The organism is Pseudodonghicola xiamenensis DSM 18339 (assembly GCF_000429365.1).
Taxonomy (GTDB): domain Bacteria; phylum Pseudomonadota; class Alphaproteobacteria; order Rhodobacterales; family Rhodobacteraceae; genus Pseudodonghicola; species Pseudodonghicola xiamenensis.
Genome location: NZ_AUBS01000002.1, coordinates 138,563 through 155,811, shown reverse-complemented (window position 1 = coordinate 155,811; position 17,249 = coordinate 138,563). Strand labels below are relative to the sequence as shown.

Below are 17,249 nucleotides of genomic sequence, written 5' to 3'. Positions count from 1 at the left end.
CGCCGAAGATGGCAACGAACATGGGGGGCAGCCGGTCGGGCGACTGGCTGCTTTCCGCCTTGATGGGGCTGGCGATCCTGCTGACGCTGGCGCCTGTCGTTCGTCTGCTGGTCGAAGGCGTCTCTGGCCCCGCGGGTTTCAGTCTGGCGCCTGTGGCCGAGGTTCTGGCGCAGTCGACCACGCTGTCGGCGCTGTGGCATTCGATCTTCACTGCCGGGGTGGGGACGGTGATCTCGGTGATTCTGGGCGGTGCTTTCGCCTTTCTGGTGGCGCTGACCGATATCCGGGCCAAGGGGGCGCTGGTTTTCTGCCTGATGATCCCGATGATGATCCCGCCGCAGATCACCGCCCTGGCCTGGACCCAGGTGATGGGGCCGTCGTCCGTGCTGCTGAAGACCATCGGTCTGGCGCCGCCGCTCGGTTCGCCGCAGCCGCTGCATTCGCCGCTGGGGATCGCCGTGCTGCTGGGCATTCAACATACCTCCATCGTATTCCTGACCCTGCGCGCCGGATTGCGGGCCATCCCGCCCGAGGCGGTCGAGGCGGCGCGGATTTCCGGTGCCCGTGGGCTCAGGCTCTGGTGGCAGGTGGTGTTGCCTCTGAGCGTGCCGAGCCTTGCAGCCGGCACCGCCATGGCCTTTGTCACCGCGCTTGGCAATTTCGGCATCCCGGCGATGCTGGGGATACCGGCGGGGTATTCCACCCTGCCGACGCTGATTTATCAGCGGCTGGCGGGGTTGGGCACTTCGGTACTGACCGAAGTGGCGGTTCTGGCGTTGCTGATCGGCGTCGTGGCACTGGCCGGGGTGCTTTTGAACCGGCTGTTCCTGCGGCGGCGTGCCTATGGGCTGATCGGTCTGGCCAACCGCCCGCTCGAGGTCAGCCTCAGGCACCTGCGGCTGCCGGTGGAACTGGCGCTGTGGCTGGTGATCTTCGCCATTCTGGTGTTGCCGCTCCTGGCGCTGGCCGCCACCTCTCTGGTGCCAGCCTATGGGGTGCCGCTGAATTGGCAGACGATCAGCCTTGGCGGCTGGTACGAGGCGCTGTTCCGCCAACCGGTGACCGCGCGGGCCTTTGGCAATTCCTTCCTGCTGGCCACTGGCGCGGCGGTGGTGCTGATGGCGATCAGCCTGCCCCTGGCCTGGGTGATGCTGCGCCGCCCCAACCGGCTGAGCCGCACTTTCGACCTGCTGGTCGATCTGCCCTATGCGCTGCCGGGCGTGGTGCTGGCGATCGCTTGCATTCTTCTGTTCATCAATCTGCCGCTTACCGATTTGACGCTTTACGGCACCATCTGGATCATCTTCATCGCCTATATCGCGCGGTTCTTCACCGTGATGCTGCGCCCGGTGCAATCGGCGCTGGCGCAGCTCGATCCGGCGATGGAGGAGGCGGCGCAATCGGCCGGCGCCAGCCTGGGCCGGCGGCTGCGGACGATCATCCTGCCGCTCACCGCGCCGGCGGCGGCGGCCGGGGCGATCCTGGTCTTTCTGACCGCTTTCAACGAATTGACCGTTTCCGCGCTTCTCTGGTCCTCGGGGACCGAGACGCTGGGGGTGGTGATCTTCAACCTCGAAGACAGTGGCGAGACGGTGATGGCCTCGGCTGTCTCCGTCGCGGTGGTGGGGGTGGTGATCGTACTGATGGGCGCGATCCAGCTCGCTTCCCGCCGCCTGCCCAAGGGAGTTGTGCCATGGCAGAACTGACATTGACCGCACTCGGCAAGCGCTTTGACAGCCATGTGGCGCTGACCGAGGTGTCCGCCACGTTTGACGATGGCGAATTCGTCGCGCTCCTCGGTCCCTCGGGTTGCGGCAAGACCACGCTGCTGCGCCTGTTGGCGGGTTTCGAGGCGCCGACCGAAGGCGAGATCGCGGTTGACGGGACACTCGTCGCCTCCGCCCGGAGCGGCAAGCTTCTGCCGCCGGAAGAGCGGAACATGGGCATCGTGTTCCAGTCCTATGCGCTTTGGCCGCATATGAGCGTGGCGCGCAACGTCGCCTATCCGTTGGAGGTGCGCGGGTTTTCCAGGGCAGAGCGTCGCACGCGCGTCGCCGCCGCGCTGGAGATGACCGGGCTCACCGATTATGCCGACCGGATGCCGGCGGCGCTGTCGGGTGGACAGCGGCAGCGGGTCGCCCTGGCGCGCAGCCTGGTCGCCGATCCTTCTGCCGTGCTGCTGGACGAACCGCTCGCCAACCTCGACCTGTCGCTGCGCGCCACGATGCAGGAAGCGTTCGCCGCCTTTCACCAACGCACCGGCGCCACCATGGTCTATGTCACGCATGACCAGACCGAGGCGATGGCGATGGCCGACCGGGTGGCGGTGATGGATGGCGGCCGGATCCGGCAATTCGCCACGCCCGAGGTTCTCTATAGTGAACCCGCCGACGCCTTTGTCGCGGGCTTCGTCGGTGACGGGGCCGTGGTGCCGGTGGAGCCTTGCGGTCCTTCAGACACTGGCGACGTTACGGTGCGACTGCTGGGGCAGGAGGTGTCCGCCCGCGCCCGGGTGGCAGGGCCGGATCGGCTATGCATCCGACCGGAGGATATCACTCTGGGTGATGAGGGCGCGCTGCGTGCCGAGGTGCGCCAATGCACCTATCTGGGCGGGCGGTTCCGGCTGCGGCTGATTGCCGAAGGCGGGCTCGATCTGGTGGCCTTCAGCACCGCGCGGGTGCGTCAGGGCGCCTCGCTCGGCCTGACGATCGGGCGGCCCTGGGGCTTTGCCGCGGAGGTGGCCCATGGCTGAGATAGAGGTTCTTTCGGGCGTCGGCGACAAGGGGCCGGCCTGTCTGCGGCTGACCCATCGGGGCCGCGTCTGGTTGCTGGATTGCGGCCATGGCCCCGAGGCGAGCTCTCCCTTCGATCCGGCCTGGCTGGAGGGGGCCGATGCCGTCTTCATCACCCATGATCACGTCGATCATATCGGTGGTGCTGCCCATGCAATCGGCGCCGGCCTGCCGATCTATACCACTGCGATCACCGCGCGGTCGTTGCCGCCGGGGGCGGAAGTGCACGAAATTCCGGTGCGCGGACAGATCGAGATCGAGGGCGTACGGCTGACGACGGGCCGCAACGGCCATGCTCTGGGCGGGGTCTGGTTCCATTTCGATCTGGGCGGCGGGCTGTTCTATTCCGGCGACTGGTCGGAGGAATCCCATTGGTTCGGCTTTGACGAGCCGCCGGCGGCGGAAACCGCGCTGATCGACGCCTCCTATCACTTGGACGATGTGACGCAGGACCGGCGCAAGGCCGATCTGAACGCGCTGCTGCGCTGGCTGCCGGGCACCGTGCTGTTGCCGGTGCCGCCCTCGGGCCGGGCAGGAGAGCTGGCGCTGCACCTGATGGATCAGGGCGACGTGCGGCTGGACGACACCTGCCGCGATTTCGTCGCCCAGGCGCTGGCGGCGGGGCCTGCGGCGGGCATCGCCGACAGCGCCGGCGCGATCCGGCCGCTGTTGGACAAGCCCTTCGACCCGGCGGCGCGGTTCCTGATCTGCGATACCCCCAACGCGGATGGCGGCATGGCCTGGACGCTGGTAAAGGCCGCCCGCGACGCCGGGAGGCTGGGCCAGGATTTCCATGTGGTCTTCACCGGCCATATGACGGCACACGCCCGTGCCATCTGTGCCCATCCGGGTGGCCATTTCACCCGCTGGAACGTCCACCCGCCGTTGCGCGATCAGCTCGGGCTGGTGCGGCGGCTGGGGGCGAAACGCTATGCGCCGCTGTTCTGTACTCTGCCCGAGGAGTATCTGGTGGTCGACCGCACCGGCGCCGATGTCTTCTTTCACGAAAAGATCACCCTATGACGCCGCTGCCTGATCGAGCCTTCATCCTTATCCGCCATGGTGAGACCGACGCCAACTGCGCCGGTCTGATCGCCGGCCGGATCGAGGCGCAATTGACCGACAAGGGGCGGGCCGAGGCGGCGGCGCTGGCGCGGCTGGTCTGGCCGGCGGAGCCGCTGGTCTTCGTCAGCCCGCAGGACCGGGCGCGCGAAACTGCCGCGCTGGGGTTTCCGGGGCGGGTGGCTCTGGTCGTCGAGGGGCTGCGTGAACGCGATTGGGGGGCGCTGGAGGGGCGGCCACAGGCCGAGATGATCCGCCGCGAAGACACGCCCGAGGCGGGCGAGGCCTGGGCCGACATGTTGGCGCGGGTACATGCCGCCCTGGTTGGCGCGCTGAGTGATCCACGTGAAGGGTTGCCGGTTCTGGTGGCTCATTCCGGCACCATCCGCGCTGTGCGCCGGCTGACCGGTGGCAGTGAACACGGGGCGCGCGCGGCCAATGCGACGCCCATCCTCTTTACCCCAGCCACAGGCGGCTGGGGGGATCGCGTCTGGCAGGCTGCCGGCGCGAAAGACTGACGAAAGGAACGATAATGGAATGCGTGGTTTTCGATATTGATGGCACCCTGGCGCGATTTGATGCCGACCGGCTGGGCCATCTGGTCCACGGCGAGGACAAGCATTGGGACGCGTTTCACGACGCCATGCACGACACGGCGGTGATCGAACCGGTGGCGCGGCTGCTGAACCGGCTGCGGCAGTCGGGCGAGGGGATCGTGCTGTGCTCCGGCCGACCGGCGGGCTGGCAGCATCGGACCGAGGATTGGCTGGCGCGCGCCGGTCTTGCCTATGATGGCATCTATCTGCGCCCGGAGGGGGCGGACACCTGGTCCGATCCGGATGTGAAATCGCATCTTCTGGACAAGATGCGCGCGGATGGGTTCACCCCCTGGCTGGTGGTCGATGACCGCAGCGCGGTGGTGGAGTTCTGGCGCAACGCCGGCCTTGTCTGCCTGCAATGCGCCCCCGGGGATTTCTGAGGTTGGGTGACTTCTGAGGCTCGGCTCTTCGAACAAATCCGCTCGGTTGGCGAGGCGACGTGTTGCATCCCCCCGCTGAGCGATACTGTTGACGCCGGGTGTCCTCTCGTGGGCGGCTCTGGACGGGAGACGGCTGAAAGCCGCCGCCTGAGGTCACTCCGACAGAGGAAGATGCGTCCGCCGACTGCGCGGGCGCGTTCCCCTTGGCGGAAATGCGCCGGTCATGCCAAAATTGAGCGATCACGTAAATTTCCAATACTTTTAAATATGTTACTTCGTGCCCTCGCAGGATATGGGGCGCGGACGAGACACTGATATTGGAATTTACGATGAGACTTCTTTCCGCCGTCCTGATCGCTGCGAGCCTTTGCGGGCCCGCTCTGGCCGGAGATGCAGCACTGAATGACCTGATCTGGTCGGGTACGAACGATCAGGCGCTTCAGGTGATGAAGAATGATCCGGCTCTGATCACCTCCGTGTCGGGCGGCTATACGCCTTTGCATCTTGCAAGCATGGTCGGCAACATCGAGATCGCCCAGTTCCTTCTGGATAATGGGGCCGACGTCAATGCACTGGATTTCGAAGGCTATTCCCCGCTTGTGCGCGCCAAGGCAAATCGCAACGACGACATCGTTGAGCTTCTGCTTGCCCATGGCGGGAAAGAACTGCGCCCCTGAGGGGGCGGCAGGAAGGATATTGGGGGTGCGGGCCGTTCTTTGGTCCGCAGCCGCCGCTCTCTGATCGGGAAATCCGTGAGCGATCCCGACCGTTCGAGGCAACTGCGCACCTCTGATCGGTTCGCGCCGGCAGCAAGCGGTTGGTCTTGCACCTGTGGTTTGCTGCCGGTCACGTCGCGGTTTGGGGAAGTTCCCTTTTGGGGCCGTCAATCAGCCGCGCGGGTCGATCGGCAGGGTCGCCCCGATGGCACGTTCCAGCACTGCACCGGCCTCGAGCAGGCGGCGATCGCCGTAGCGGTCCGAGATCAGCTGAACTCCCATCGGCACGCCCGGCACGGTCCCCACCGGCACCGACAGACCGGGCAGCCCCAGCGTCGGCGTGCCCATCATCGGCCCGTGGGCGCGGAAGAACCAATCGGAGTCGGTGCCGTCGATCACATCCAGATCGTCCAGATAGGGTTTGATCCAGGTCATCGCCGTCAGCACGATGGGATAATCGACGAAGAACATCTGCCATTGCCTGAGCAGGGTGGAGCGTTTGGCGAAGGCCTGCAGGAATTCCTCCCGCCCCTCGATCTCCGGGATACCCTCCAGCATCAGCGCCATGGATTTCTTCAGCTTCTCGTCGCCGTTCTTCAGCATGAGTTGATAGAGCCCGCCGCGCATCTCGTTACCGAGGATCAGCCGCCAGAACATCATCGCCTCGTGGAACGAGGGCGTCTGAACCTCTTCGACCTGATAGCCGGCCTCGGCCAGGATGGCGCCGGCCTGGCGGATCGCGGCGGTGACCTCGGGGTCGACCTGGCTTTCATCCGTCTCGGCCAGCATGGCGACCTTGCAGGGCCGGTGTTCCAGCGGTGCGTCGAACATGGTGCTCAGCGGCACTTGCCAGATATCGCGCGGATCGGGCTGGGCCAGCGCCTGCATGGTGATGCGGATATCTTCGACCGAGCGCGCCAGCGGCCCTTGGACCGAGGACATCTGCGACACGATCGGTCGTTCGGCCAATTGGCTGGGGTTGTAAGCGGCGGTGATGCCTGCGGTCGGGCGCAGCCCGTAGATGCCGCAGCAATAGGCCGGATAGCGCACCGATCCGCCGATGTCGTTGCCATGACCCATGGCGCCGATGCCCGCCGCGGTGGCCGATCCAGCGCCGCCGGACGACCCGCCGGGGGTCAGCGTCTTGTCATGCGGGTTATAGGTATGGCCGTGCAGATCGTTGCTGGTGCAGCCGCGCATCGAATAGCAGGGCGTATTGGTTCGCCCGATGATCACCGCGCCCGAGGCCCTGAGGTTCCTGACCACCGAGCCGTCCTCGGGGGCGATCAGATCCTTGTAGGCGACCACCCCGTTGGTGGTGGCGCGGCCCTTGTAGTCGACGTTGATCTTCACCGTGATCGGCACGCCGTGCAGCGGCCCGCGCGGGCCCGAGGTCTTCAGCTCGGCATCGGCGGCGCGGGCGGCCTCCATCGCCTGCTCGGGCAGCGGGTCGACCACAGCGTTGATCGGGCCGTTCACCGCCTCCATCCGCGCCAGCGCGCTTTCGGTCGCCTCGACGCTGCTGATGCGGCCGGCACTGATCGCGTCGGCCAGTTCGCTGGCGGTCCAGGCCCAAAGCTCAGAACTCATGTTGGGGGTCCTTCCTATCCTGTTGCAAGCCTGTCGGACGGAATGCCCGCAGGCGGTCTTGGCGCCCTTTAAGGCGCAAAAAAGCCGGGCCTTGTGGGGCCCGGCTTACAATGCTCTGACCGCAGAAATTGCGGGGATGTGGGGATGTCCCGCACCGGGGGTCAGCCGAAGGCCTTGGTCAGGGCGCGGTCGACGGTGTCGGTGATCTGGTCGATATCGTCGGCGGTGGCGATCAGCGCCGGCGAGAAGCACAGAACGTTGTTCAGCCCGGGGATCGACCGGTTGGTGGCCCCGATCAGCACGCCCTGGGCGCCGCATTCGGCAACGACCTGACCGACCAGCTTTTCGTCGACCGCTTCCTTGGTGCCACGGTCGGCGACCAGTTCGGCGCCCAGGAACAGCCCCTTGCCGCGGACATCGCCGATAACCTTGTGCTTTTCCATCAGCGCCTCAAGGTTGCCCATCATCCGCTCGCCCATGGCGGTGCAGTTGTCCAAGAGGTTCTCGTCCTCGATGATGCGCATGTTCTCCAGCGCCGCCGCCGGGCCGGCCGCGCAGCCGCCGAAGGTCGAGATGTCGCGGAAATAGTTCATCGGATCGCTGGCGTCGTCCTTGAACATGTCAAAGACTTCCTCGGTGGTCACCATGCAGGCGATCGCCGCATAGCCCGAGGCGACACCCTTGGCCATGGTCACGAAATCGGGCTTGATGCCATATTGCTGGTAACCGAACCAGGTGCCGGTGCGGCCGATGCCGCAGACGACTTCGTCGATATGCAGCAGCACGTCGTATTTCTTGCAGATCTCCTGCACCCGTTCCCAATAGCCCGGGGGGGGCGTGATGACACCACCACCGGCGGTTACCGGCTCAAGGCAGATGGCGCCGACGGTCTCCGGGCCCTCGGCCAGGATCACCTCTTCGATGGCATCGGCCGCGCGCTGGCCATAGGCCTCGCCGCTCAGATCCCACTGGGCGCGGTATTCCATGCAATGCGGAACCTTGACGAACCCCGGCGCCAGCGGGCCGTATTGCGCCACGCGTTCCTCCTGGCCGCCGGCCGACATGGTGGCCAGCGTCCCGCCATGATAGTCGCGGTCGCGGAACAGGATCTTGTGTTTCTTGCCGCCGTATTTCTTGTGCGCGATCTGGCGCACCATCTTGAACACCTTCTCGTTCGCTTCCGAGCCGGAGTTGCAATAATAGACGCGGCTCATCCCGGGCATCTTCGAGATCAGCTTTTCCGAGAACAGCGACCCGGGGATCGAACCGGCGGATTGCGCGAAATAGCACAGTTTGATGAGCTGGTCATAGACCGCCTTGGCGATGGATTCGCGGCCATAGCCGACGTTGACGGTCCAGACCCCGCCGGACACGGCATCGAGGTATTCCTTGCCCTTCTGGTCCCAGACGCGCATGCCCTTGCCTTCGAGGATGATGCGGGGGTCGCCGGTCTCGAAGGCCTTGTGCTGGGTCAGATGGTGCCAGACGTGGGCCTTGTCGGCGTCCACGATGTGGCTGATGTCGTTTTCATTGAATACGCCGTCCATGGCAGATCCTTTCGAATGTCGGCAGAGCACCGATGCACCGAAACCCCGGTGAGTCCGGGGCGGCGGGTGCGGCTACCTCTCACAAACGCCAAAAATCCAGCGTTCCGTAGGTCCAGATCGGGGGATGTGATAAGTCCAGGCTGCCGCGGGCTTTGTCTCGGCCCGGGTCTCCGGGCTGGGCGCGGAAATCGTCGCGGTAGGTCCGCGGCACAAAGCCCATGGAAGGCTTGCGAAAAGCGCAAGAGATCAGGGTCATCCGGATAGGATACGCGATCCGGGGGAGGGACCCGGGTCTCGCATCCGGTCGGTTCAAGAGCTGCTACCTTGAAAATGCGCAAATCGTCAGGCATTCCCGCTTTCGCTTGCCGGGGCAGACTGTTGCGTGACCTGATGGGGGCTGAACTGCGCGACATTCCCGGTCCGTTGGGATATGACCCGATCGGCGGGGGCGGCCCCGCGCAGAAAGAGGACACTGACATGAGCCGATCCGTCGATCTCAACGCAGATATGGGGGAAAGTTTCGGCGCCTGGACGATGGGCGACGACGCGGCGCTGCTGCGGGTGGTGAGCTCGGCCAATATCGCCTGCGGCTTTCACGCCGGCGACCCCGATGTGATGGCCCGCACCATGGCGCAGGCGGCGGCCAATGGCGTGGGCCTCGGCGCTCATCCGGGCTTTGCCGATCTGCAGGGCTTCGGACGCCATCGGATGCAGGTGCCGCAGGACAGCCTGGCCAATGCGGTGCGGTATCAGCTTGGCGCGGCGCAGGCGATGGCGCGCGCCGCCGGTGCGCCCCTGCGTCACCTCAAGCTGCACGGTGCGCTCGCCAACATGGCCTCCGAGGACGAGACATTGGCGCGCGCCTGCTACCAGGCCGCCCTCTCCGTTGATCCCGACATTATCCTGCTGGTGCTCGCCACCACGGCGCAGGAGCGCGCCGCCCGCTCGCTTGGCGCACGCTGGGCCGGAGAGATCTTCGCCGACCGCGCCTATAACGATGACGGAACGCTGGTCGATCGGCGGTTGCCCGGCGCGGTGATCCACGATCCGGCGCTGGCCGGGCCGCGAATTCGCCAGATGGTGGAAGAGGGCGCGATCGTGACCGAAAGCGGCAAGCGGCTGCCGGCAGCCATCGACAGTATCTGCCTGCATGGCGATACCGCCGAAGCGGTCGCTTTGGCCGGCGCGGTGCGTGACAACCTGCAGGCCGCCGGCATCGCCATTCTCCCCTTTGAGGGCCGGCGCGGCTAACTCCACTGGGGCGATAAACCTCCCCGGGCTTTTTCTGGCTGGAAATATCCCGGGGGAGGCTCCGAAGGAGACGGGGGCAGGGCCCCAGTGACGGCGATGGGCGCGATGCGCCGGCATCAGAACTTTCGTCAGATTTTCCGGTTGGGCCTCTGCTTCGGCTCGGGCACCGGATCATAGCCTGAGCTGCCGAAGGGATGGCATCGGCCGATGCGTCGCAGCGCCAGCCAGCTTCCCTTGATCGCGCCATGTTTCTCCAGTGCCTCCAGCGCATAGGCGCTGCAGGTCGGCTGATACCGGCAATTATGCCCGACCCAAGGGCTGAAGATCAGCCGATAGGCGCGGACGGGCAGGGCGGCGATATGGGCGAGCGGGGTCATGCGCGGGGCGTGGAACGATCTGCGTGAAGCTTCTTCATCGCATATTTCAGATCGTTCAGCAGCGCGTCATAGGATCGCGCGATGGTGTCCTCGCGCCGTCCGATCAGCACGTAATCCCAGCCCTCGACGCCAAGTGCCGGCATCAGCTCGCGCGCCACGGCGCGCAGTCGCCTCTTGGCGCGGTTCCGCGCCACGGCGTTGCCGATCTTCTTCGAACAGGTATAGCCAATTCGCACGCCCAGGGCCGTGTGCCCCTCGGGACGGCGACGTGCCTGCACCACCATCCCCTTGGTCGCCTGCCGGCGAGCGCGGGCAGCGGCCAGGAAATCGGCGCGTTTCCTGAGCACCTGAAGCCGGTGCTTTTGGGCCTTGGGGCATGATGAAACCGCCGGGGGCTGTATCCCCGTAGTTGCTTCGGGGGCCTCCGGCGGTGTCATGAGTCTGTACCCAGGGCGGCTGGGTTATGCGCTCAGCGACTTGCGGCCGCGGGCGCGGCGCGCGTTCAGGACCTTGCGGCCGGCCTTGGTGGCCATGCGGGCGCGGAAACCGTGGCGGCGCTTGCGAACCAGGTTCGAGGGTTGAAAGGTGCGTTTCATCGCTCCGTCTCCAATCTAGCGGTCGGGTGCGGCGCGGATTCGCCTCCCGTCTGTTATTCGAGGCCCGTCCTTTACGGCGGGATTCTCTCCAAGTCAAACCCTGAGCAGAGGGATTCGGGTGAAAACCGTAGGGAAACTGCAACAATTTTCCCCTCTTTGCCTGTGCCGGGCGGCGAAATCCCGGGCTGGTCGCGAAATCGGGGGGCATTTCTCACGATGGAAGGCGCGATCATCACCCTGGCGTGAAGGGGCTGTCGTTTTCGTCGCAACCTGCGCATCTTTATATCCATGAGCGTGTCGAACCCTTCTCCCGAGGCGCGGCCGTTGCGCCGCGTGCTGCGCCTGATCCCCCTGGTGGCCTTGCTGGCCGGCGGGCTTTGGGGGGCGTTGACGCTGGGCGATACACTGAGTTTCGAGACCCTGCGCGACAATCGTTCCGTCTTGCTGGCCTTTCGCGACGATCACATGGGGCTGATGGCCCTGGGCTTTGTCGCTGTTTATGTGCTGGTGGTGGCGCTGTCGCTGCCGGGGGCGGCGGTGGTCTCGGTCACCGGTGGCTTCCTGTTCGGTCTTCTGCCCGGGGTCGCGCTGAATATTCTCGGCGCGACGCTTGGCGCCTCGGTGATCTTCCTGGTTGCCCGCTGGGGTGCGGGAGAGGCGCTTGCGGCGCGTATGGCGCTGTCCGAGGGGCGGCTTGCCCGCTGGCGCGCGGCGCTGCGTGATCATGAAATCAACGTGCTGTTGCTGTTGCGGCTGGTGCCTGTGATGCCTTTCTTCCTGGCCAATCTGCTGCCGGCGCTGGCGGGGGTGCGCTTTGGCCGGTTTTTCTGGACCACGGCGGTGGGAATCATTCCCGGGGCGCTGGTCTTCACCTGGATCGGTGTCGGTGTCGGGGCCATCTTTGCGCGTGGCGGCAGTCCCGATCTGTCGCTGATCTGGCAACCCTATGTACTGGGGCCGATTCTGGCGCTATGCGTCCTGGCGGCTCTGCCGGTCGCGTTGAAGCGGCTGCGGCGTGGCGTGGCGGGCTGATCATGGCGGCGCCTCTCACACCCGATATTCTGGTCATCGGTGCCGGTGCTGCTGGGCTATCGGTCGCGGCGGGAGCGGCGCAGATGGGCGCGCGGGTGGTGATGCTTGAAGCCCACCGAATGGGGGGCGATTGCCTGAATACCGGCTGTGTGCCCTCCAAGGCGTTGCTGGCGGCGGCGCGGCGGGGCGAGACCTATGCCGAGGCGATGCAGCAGGCGGCCCGGGCGATTGCCGCCATTGCCCCGCATGACAGTCAGGCGCGGTTCGAAGGGCTGGGGGTTCTGGTGATCCGCGGCATCGGGCGTTTCACCTCGCCCAGGGAGGTCGAGGTCGACGGTGTGGTGATCCGGGCCCGCCGGGTGGTGATCGCCACTGGGTCGGTCCCGGTGGTGCCGCCGCTCCCGGGGCTGACGGAGGTCCCCTTTCTGACCACCGAATCACTGTTCGATCTGCGAGCCTGTCCGGATCATCTGCTGATCGCCGGGGCTGGTCCCGTGGGGGTGGAGATGGCGCAGGCGCATGTTCGGCTCGGCGCCCGGGTGACGCTGATTGACGCAGGTCGGGCCCTGGCGCGCGAGGACCCCGATCTGGTCGCGCCGGTGCTGGATCGTTTGCGCGCCGAGGGGGTGGAGATCATCGAGGCCGCCCGGCTTGTCGCCGTCGCCGGGGGCGCCGGGGCGGTCCGGCTCGATCTCGATCATGGCCGGCAGGTCAGCGGCAGCCACCTGTTGCTGGCCTTGGGGCGGCGGGCCGATCTGGCGCGGCTCAATCTCGAGACCGCGGGGATCGAGGCGACAGAGACCGGTCTGCGTACCGACGTGCGGCTGCGCACGACGAATCGCCGGGTTTACGCCGCGGGGGATGTCGCGGGGCAGGGGCAATTCACCCATCTGGCAGGCTATCACGCGGGAATCATTCTGCGATCGGCCCTTTTCGCTCTGCCGGCCAGGGCGCGCGGCGATCATATCCCCAGGGTCACCTATACGGATCCCGAGCTTGCCCAGATCGGCCTGACCGAGGCTGAGGCGCGTGTCCGTTATGGCGACCGGCTGGAGGTCTTTCGCACCGATTACGCCGACAACGATCGCGCGGTGACCGAGGCGCGAACCGAAGGATTCGCCAAGCTGATGGTGGTGCGTGGCCGTCCGGTGGGCGTTTCGATTCTGGGCGATGGCGCCGGCGACCTGATCGGCCTGTGGGCCCTGGTGATGGCCAATCGCCTGAAAATAAGTGCGATTGCCAATGCCGTCTTGCCTTATCCGACGTTGGGTGAACTTAACAAACGGCTGGCGGGGGCCTATTTCTCGGGCAGGCTGTTTGATAGTCAGGCGGTCAAACGAATGGTCCGGGCGGTACAGCGACACCTGCCCTGACCGGGATAGGGTTCGATGTTGAATACGCTTTCGGGGCGATTTCTGATCCTGACCACGGTCTTCGTCATGTTGGCCGAAGTGTTGATCTTTGTGCCCTCGATCGCGCGTTACAGGGTCGATTATCTGCATGACCGGCTGGAACGGGCGCAGATCGCCTCGATGGCGTTGCTGGCCGATGACATGCTGGATAGCGACCTTGAGAAAGAGCTGTTGCGCAACGCACAGGTGTTCAACGTGGTTCTGCGCCGGAACGAGATGCGCCAGCTCATGCTGTCCTCGCCGATCCCCGAGCCGATCGCGAATACCTATGATCTGCGCGATGCCGGGGCGGCGATTCTGATCCGTGATGCCATCAGGCGGTTGTTCACGCCTGAGAATCAGATTGTCCGGGTGATCGGCGCGCCGACCCAGGACGCAGGTCTGCTGATCGAGGTCACGATCGCAACGGCACCGCTGCGTACGGCCATGATTGACTATGGCTTGCGTATCCTGGTGTTGTCGGCGGTGATCTCGATCGTCACGGCGCTGCTGCTGTTCGTGGCGGTGCGAATCGTGCTGGTGCGCCCGATCAAGGGGGTCGTGGGCTACATGAAACGCTATGCCGCCGCGCCGGAGGATGCGCGGGGAATCATCCGCCCATCGGCGGGAGTGATGGAGTTGCGTGAGGCCGAGGAAGCGTTATTGCAGCTTCAGACCGAATTGACCCAGTTTCTGAAACAGCGTGAGCGTATGGCCCAGCTTGGCGGTGCGGTGGCCAAGGTCAGCCACGATCTGCGCAACATCCTGACCAGCGCGCAGCTGATCACCGACCGGATCGAGGCCAGCGAGGATCCCAGCGTGCGTCGGCTGGCGCCGAAGCTGGTGAATTCGATCTCGCGGGCGGTGTCGCTGTGCGAAAGCACGCTGGCCTTCGGGCGGGCGGAGGAGCCGCCGCCAGCGCTTAGGATGGTTTCCCTAGTCAGTATCACCGGCGATGTGATCGACAGCGAAAGGCTGGCCTTGAGCGGGCCTGAGGTGACGTTGGAAAACCGCGTGCCCGAAGGGCTGGAGCTCAGGGCAGACCCCGAACAGCTGTTCCGGGTGATTATGAACCTCGTGCGGAATGCACGTCAGGCACTGGAGGCGAGCCACCGTCCGGGACGGGTGACGGTAACCGCGCGGGAAGACAACGATAGCTGGTGGATCGAGGTCGCCGATACCGGGCCGGGGCTGCCAGCCAAGGCACGGGAAAATCTTTTTACCCCGTTTCGGGGCGGGGCGCGGGCCGGTGGTTCGGGGTTGGGTCTGGCGATTTCGGCAGAGCTGGTGCGCGGCCATGGTGGCACGCTTGAGCTGGCGGAAACCGGGCCGGAGGGGACCGTTTTCATCATCCGCCTGCCGCGTTCCATGACCGCGCTTGAGGTGGTGACGGGCTGATCCATCGGGCCGGCGCGGCGCAATCTGACTTTATGTGACGCCACTGTGAAAAAACATCAAAATGGGTGTTGCAAACCCCGATTGGGAACTGTAGATGCTCCCCCAGTGGACCGATAGCTCAGCTGGATAGAGTACTTGACTACGAATCAAGGGGTCGGGGGTTCGAATCCTCCTCGGTCCGCCACTTACATCTGAAAAGATTAAGTAAATTGGCGGTTGTTCCAGCTTACCCGTCAGCATGTTCCCTAAGATATTTGCATCTGAACGTGACTGTGTGCCATGCGCCTCGCGGCGATGAACCCATGGGCTCAATTGGCGAGCGGGCTATGCTGCCCTCTTTGCGGTTTTGCCCCTGATCGGGGGTTTTCTGCCGTTTCTCGCGCTAGTTGGTCGCGGCAGGCGTCAGCCCCGGGGGCAGGGCCCACAACTGGATGTCCTGGCCCTGATCGGCGCTGCGCAGCACTGTACAGACTGCTTCAATGACGTGATCCTCCTGCCAGGTCGGAGTGTTGCCCTCCGGGCCGAAGGCCAGTGCCAGCAGCGGCCTGCCCGTGGGGGTGGTCCCGATTGTCCAGACGCGCAACAGGCTGTCCAGCCGGTTGTCCCGCAGCGTGACCTCTGCAGGCGAGGCCCTGTAAAAGGCGAGCGGCGCGGTGGCCGAGGGCCCCGGGTGCAGGCCCTCCAGGTCGGAGCGGATGGCCGTAAGGACCGACAGGAGGGAGGGCGGTGGAACCTCGCTCCAGCCGGCGGCTGTCAGGATCGTCCCGAGGTCGGACGCGGTGGCTCCTGCCACCAACAGGCCCACGGGCGCGCGGCGGCTGCCGTCCAGTGAGACCACCTCGGTCGGAAGGGCGGCGATGGCAGTGTCATCCGACAAATCCGGGACGATGGTCGCGGCGATTGCCACACGCTCTGCGGGGCTCTTGGTGTGATAGAGTGCCAGCCAACCTGCACCACAAAAGCAGATCAGCGCCGCGCAGAGACCGGCGAGACGGCGTATGCGCGGCGGCGGGGCGGCCTTCTGGCGCATGCCTTCGGCGAGGCCCAGGCCGATGACCAGCCAGATGCCGCCAACGACCCAGCCGTTGAGAACATCGGAAAGATAGTGTTCGACCAGATAGATGCGGGTCAGGCCAAGGCTGGTTGCCATGCCGACGCCGGCGATCAGTGCCGTGGTGGGGCCAATGATCCGTTCACGCCAGAGCATCAGGGCCAATGTGCCGTAAAACGCGACCGAGATCGCGGCATGGCCGGAGGGGAAGCTATTGGAGGTCTCAAGGAAATAGGACAGCTCGGGGCGCGCGCGCCCGACAAGAAGCTTCAGCGCTGTTACCGTGATCGCGTTGCCGACCACCGCGACGGCCAGCCCCAGGGCCGCGGCGCGGCGGCCGAAGGCGGCAAAGCCCAGGATGCAGCCCAGGGCCGCCAGGGTGGCGACGGGGGCATGGCCTGCCTGGGTGAACCAGCCGGCGGCGCGCAGCCATCCGGGCGACCAGTAGGCATGGGCCAGGTTGGCGGTGCGCTGATCGAGAGCGACAGTATCCGGCACCAGCTTCAGATCCAGGGCACCGTCAATGAGAAGTCCTGTCAGATAGGCGACAAGAACGACGACCGCGCTGGTAAGAAGTCCGCCGCCCTGGCCCGGATCGAAGCGCCGCGCCAGAAAGCGGGCCGCGCGGGGGTGACGGGCTGCCGCTCTTGCTGCCGGGGGCCAGGTCTCGGCCCGGTTGCGCAGCGCGGAAAACCCGGCGCGCAATGCGGGCATGCCGCGCTGTATCTGCCGGGTGATGATCCAGGTGATCGCGATCACCGCCGCCAGCAGTCCCAACGGCAGGGCCAGCCTCGGCAGATAGGGCGACAGCCGCGCCAGAAACTCACCCGCCGCATAGCCGATCATGACATGGGTCAGCGCATACAGAAAGCTGCTGACGATGTTCCAGATGACGAACTGGCGCCGGCTCATCCCGGACAGGGCGGCGGCCAGGGCGGCCAGCCCGGCGATGGGGCCGAGAAACCGCCCGAGCACCACGGCGAAGGGGCCCCGGCGCCGCACGAGATCCTGTGCGCGCAGGAACCTCTTGTTTTGTGGCATGCGGATCCGTCCGCCCAGCCATTTGCCGGAATGCCAGCTCGCTTCTCCGCCGAGGATCGCGCCGATGGCGACGAACCAGACCAGATCGAAGAAATCGAGGTGCCCAAGGCGTACCAGCGCGCCCCCTGCATCCACCACCAGGGTGCCTGGGGCAATGGCACCGCTGACCCACCAGCCCTCGAGAAAGGAGAAAAGGCCGATGATCCAGTAGGACCAGATTCCGAAGGAGTCCAAGGTGGGCAAGAGGTGAGAGAGGAGGTCGTGCATCCTGCATCCGGCTGGTCGAAAGGTAATTCAGCCTCCGGGTGCTCAGCTGCGTTCCGGGAAGCGGCCCAAGGGTCCAACCTCGTGATTTTTGGGGGATGATCAACCCTATTCCGGTCCGCGATAGCATGACCTCGATCACGATTCCGAGGTCCGGGCCGT

At 65.7% G+C, this 17,249-nt stretch carries 16 protein-coding genes and 1 tRNA gene; 11 read left to right on the top strand and 6 right to left on the bottom strand.

Annotated features, from left to right (window positions below; genetic code table 11):
- Positions 1–8 precede the first annotated feature (8 nt).
- The 6 genes from G455_RS0103635 (at position 9) to G455_RS0103610 (ending at position 5,510) form a co-directional block, all read left to right on the top strand.
- Complete coding sequence (locus G455_RS0103635) at positions 9–1,706, top strand: ABC transporter permease (RefSeq protein ID WP_154664332.1); 1,698 nt, start codon at positions 9–11, stop codon at positions 1,704–1,706.
- Positions 1,694–2,752: an ABC transporter ATP-binding protein gene (locus tag G455_RS0103630; RefSeq protein ID WP_028092437.1), complete on the top strand. Its 1,059-nt coding sequence runs from the start codon at positions 1,694–1,696 to the stop codon at positions 2,750–2,752. The genes G455_RS0103635 and G455_RS0103630 overlap by 13 nt, the downstream gene beginning before the upstream one ends.
- On the top strand, positions 2,745–3,815 hold the full coding sequence (locus tag G455_RS0103625) for an MBL fold metallo-hydrolase (RefSeq protein WP_028092436.1): 1,071 nt from the start codon (positions 2,745–2,747) through the stop codon (positions 3,813–3,815). Before G455_RS0103630 ends, G455_RS0103625 begins: the two co-directional genes overlap by 8 nt.
- Positions 3,812–4,372: a histidine phosphatase family protein gene (locus G455_RS0103620; protein ID WP_028092435.1), complete on the top strand. Its 561-nt coding sequence runs from the start codon at positions 3,812–3,814 to the stop codon at positions 4,370–4,372. Before G455_RS0103625 ends, G455_RS0103620 begins: the two co-directional genes overlap by 4 nt.
- A gap of 14 nt (positions 4,373–4,386) precedes the next feature.
- Positions 4,387–4,833 carry a phosphatase domain-containing protein gene (locus G455_RS0103615; RefSeq protein ID WP_028092434.1) on the top strand — a complete coding sequence of 149 codons (447 nt, stop codon included), beginning with the start codon at positions 4,387–4,389 and terminating at the stop codon, positions 4,831–4,833.
- A 329-nt stretch (positions 4,834–5,162) separates the two neighbouring features.
- Entirely contained in the window at positions 5,163–5,510 is a 348-nt protein-coding gene (locus tag G455_RS0103610; RefSeq protein ID WP_154664331.1) for an ankyrin repeat domain-containing protein, read from the top strand.
- Positions 5,511–5,720: 210 nt separating this feature from the next.
- On the opposite strand, the gene G455_RS0103605 is transcribed toward G455_RS0103610, so the two are convergent.
- Positions 5,721–7,139, bottom strand: coding sequence for an amidase (locus tag G455_RS0103605; RefSeq protein ID WP_028092432.1), 1,419 nt, complete (start codon positions 7,137–7,139; stop codon positions 5,721–5,723).
- A 161-nt stretch (positions 7,140–7,300) separates the two neighbouring features.
- A complete protein-coding gene (locus G455_RS0103600; protein WP_028092431.1) occupies positions 7,301–8,686 on the bottom strand; it encodes an aminotransferase family protein in 1,386 nt (461 codons plus the stop codon).
- Between the two features lie 477 nt (positions 8,687–9,163).
- Here G455_RS0103600 and G455_RS0103595 point away from each other — a divergent pair, with 477 nt between their 5' ends.
- Positions 9,164–9,937 (top strand): LamB/YcsF family protein, encoded by a 774-nt coding sequence (locus tag G455_RS0103595; protein ID WP_028092430.1) that lies wholly within the window; start codon positions 9,164–9,166, stop codon positions 9,935–9,937.
- A gap of 128 nt (positions 9,938–10,065) precedes the next feature.
- On the opposite strand, the gene yidD is transcribed toward G455_RS0103595, so the two are convergent.
- Genes yidD through rpmH form a run of 3 tightly spaced genes read right to left on the bottom strand, consistent with a single transcriptional unit; the run spans position 10,066 to position 10,910 of the window.
- Positions 10,066–10,314 (bottom strand): membrane protein insertion efficiency factor YidD, encoded by a 249-nt coding sequence (gene yidD, locus G455_RS0103590; RefSeq protein WP_028092429.1) that lies wholly within the window; start codon positions 10,312–10,314, stop codon positions 10,066–10,068.
- On the bottom strand, positions 10,311–10,751 hold the full coding sequence (rnpA, locus tag G455_RS0103585; RefSeq protein ID WP_028092428.1) for a ribonuclease P protein component: 441 nt from the start codon (positions 10,749–10,751) through the stop codon (positions 10,311–10,313). Before rnpA ends, yidD begins: the two co-directional genes overlap by 4 nt.
- 24 nt (positions 10,752–10,775) lie before the next feature.
- Positions 10,776–10,910: a 50S ribosomal protein L34 gene (gene rpmH / locus G455_RS0103580; protein WP_028092427.1), complete on the bottom strand. Its 135-nt coding sequence runs from the start codon at positions 10,908–10,910 to the stop codon at positions 10,776–10,778.
- A gap of 288 nt (positions 10,911–11,198) precedes the next feature.
- Between rpmH and G455_RS0103575 the strand changes: the two genes are divergently transcribed.
- From G455_RS0103575 to G455_RS0103560, 4 genes are all read left to right on the top strand, one after another.
- Positions 11,199–11,942, top strand: coding sequence for a TVP38/TMEM64 family protein (locus G455_RS0103575; protein WP_084436982.1), 744 nt, complete (start codon positions 11,199–11,201; stop codon positions 11,940–11,942).
- A gap of 2 nt (positions 11,943–11,944) precedes the next feature.
- Positions 11,945–13,315 (top strand): dihydrolipoyl dehydrogenase family protein, encoded by a 1,371-nt coding sequence (locus G455_RS0103570; RefSeq protein ID WP_028092425.1) that lies wholly within the window; start codon positions 11,945–11,947, stop codon positions 13,313–13,315.
- Positions 13,316–13,330: 15 nt separating this feature from the next.
- Positions 13,331–14,731, top strand: coding sequence for a sensor histidine kinase (locus G455_RS0103565; RefSeq protein ID WP_028092424.1), 1,401 nt, complete (start codon positions 13,331–13,333; stop codon positions 14,729–14,731).
- Positions 14,732–14,838: 107 nt separating this feature from the next.
- Positions 14,839–14,915, top strand: a tRNA-Arg gene (locus G455_RS0103560).
- Between the two features lie 198 nt (positions 14,916–15,113).
- On the opposite strand, the gene G455_RS0103555 is transcribed toward G455_RS0103560, so the two are convergent.
- On the bottom strand, positions 15,114–17,090 hold the full coding sequence (locus G455_RS0103555) for a phosphatase PAP2 family protein (RefSeq protein WP_084436981.1): 1,977 nt from the start codon (positions 17,088–17,090) through the stop codon (positions 15,114–15,116).
- Positions 17,091–17,249: the final 159 nt, after the last annotated feature.

What these genes read in the sequence shown, in the direction of transcription:
- G455_RS0103635 (WP_154664332.1), top strand. Translation starts at nt 9, where the DNA reads ATGGCAACGAACATGGGGGGCAGCCGGTCGGGCGACTGGCTGCTTTCC.
- G455_RS0103630 (WP_028092437.1), top strand. Translation starts at nt 1,694, where the DNA reads ATGGCAGAACTGACATTGACCGCACTCGGCAAGCGCTTTGACAGCCAT.
- G455_RS0103625 (WP_028092436.1), top strand. Translation starts at nt 2,745, where the DNA reads ATGGCTGAGATAGAGGTTCTTTCGGGCGTCGGCGACAAGGGGCCGGCC.
- G455_RS0103620 (WP_028092435.1), top strand. Translation starts at nt 3,812, where the DNA reads ATGACGCCGCTGCCTGATCGAGCCTTCATCCTTATCCGCCATGGTGAG.
- G455_RS0103615 (WP_028092434.1), top strand. Translation starts at nt 4,387, where the DNA reads ATGGAATGCGTGGTTTTCGATATTGATGGCACCCTGGCGCGATTTGAT.
- G455_RS0103610 (WP_154664331.1), top strand. Translation starts at nt 5,163, where the DNA reads ATGAGACTTCTTTCCGCCGTCCTGATCGCTGCGAGCCTTTGCGGGCCC.
- G455_RS0103605 (WP_028092432.1), bottom strand. Translation starts at nt 7,139, where the DNA reads ATGAGTTCTGAGCTTTGGGCCTGGACCGCCAGCGAACTGGCCGACGCG.
- G455_RS0103600 (WP_028092431.1), bottom strand. Translation starts at nt 8,686, where the DNA reads ATGGACGGCGTATTCAATGAAAACGACATCAGCCACATCGTGGACGCC.
- G455_RS0103595 (WP_028092430.1), top strand. Translation starts at nt 9,164, where the DNA reads ATGAGCCGATCCGTCGATCTCAACGCAGATATGGGGGAAAGTTTCGGC.
- yidD (WP_028092429.1), bottom strand. Translation starts at nt 10,314, where the DNA reads ATGACCCCGCTCGCCCATATCGCCGCCCTGCCCGTCCGCGCCTATCGG.
- rnpA (WP_028092428.1), bottom strand. Translation starts at nt 10,751, where the DNA reads ATGACACCGCCGGAGGCCCCCGAAGCAACTACGGGGATACAGCCCCCG.
- rpmH (WP_028092427.1), bottom strand. Translation starts at nt 10,910, where the DNA reads ATGAAACGCACCTTTCAACCCTCGAACCTGGTTCGCAAGCGCCGCCAC.
- G455_RS0103575 (WP_084436982.1), top strand. Translation starts at nt 11,199, where the DNA reads ATGAGCGTGTCGAACCCTTCTCCCGAGGCGCGGCCGTTGCGCCGCGTG.
- G455_RS0103570 (WP_028092425.1), top strand. Translation starts at nt 11,945, where the DNA reads ATGGCGGCGCCTCTCACACCCGATATTCTGGTCATCGGTGCCGGTGCT.
- G455_RS0103565 (WP_028092424.1), top strand. Translation starts at nt 13,331, where the DNA reads ATGTTGAATACGCTTTCGGGGCGATTTCTGATCCTGACCACGGTCTTC.
- G455_RS0103555 (WP_084436981.1), bottom strand. Translation starts at nt 17,090, where the DNA reads ATGCACGACCTCCTCTCTCACCTCTTGCCCACCTTGGACTCCTTCGGA.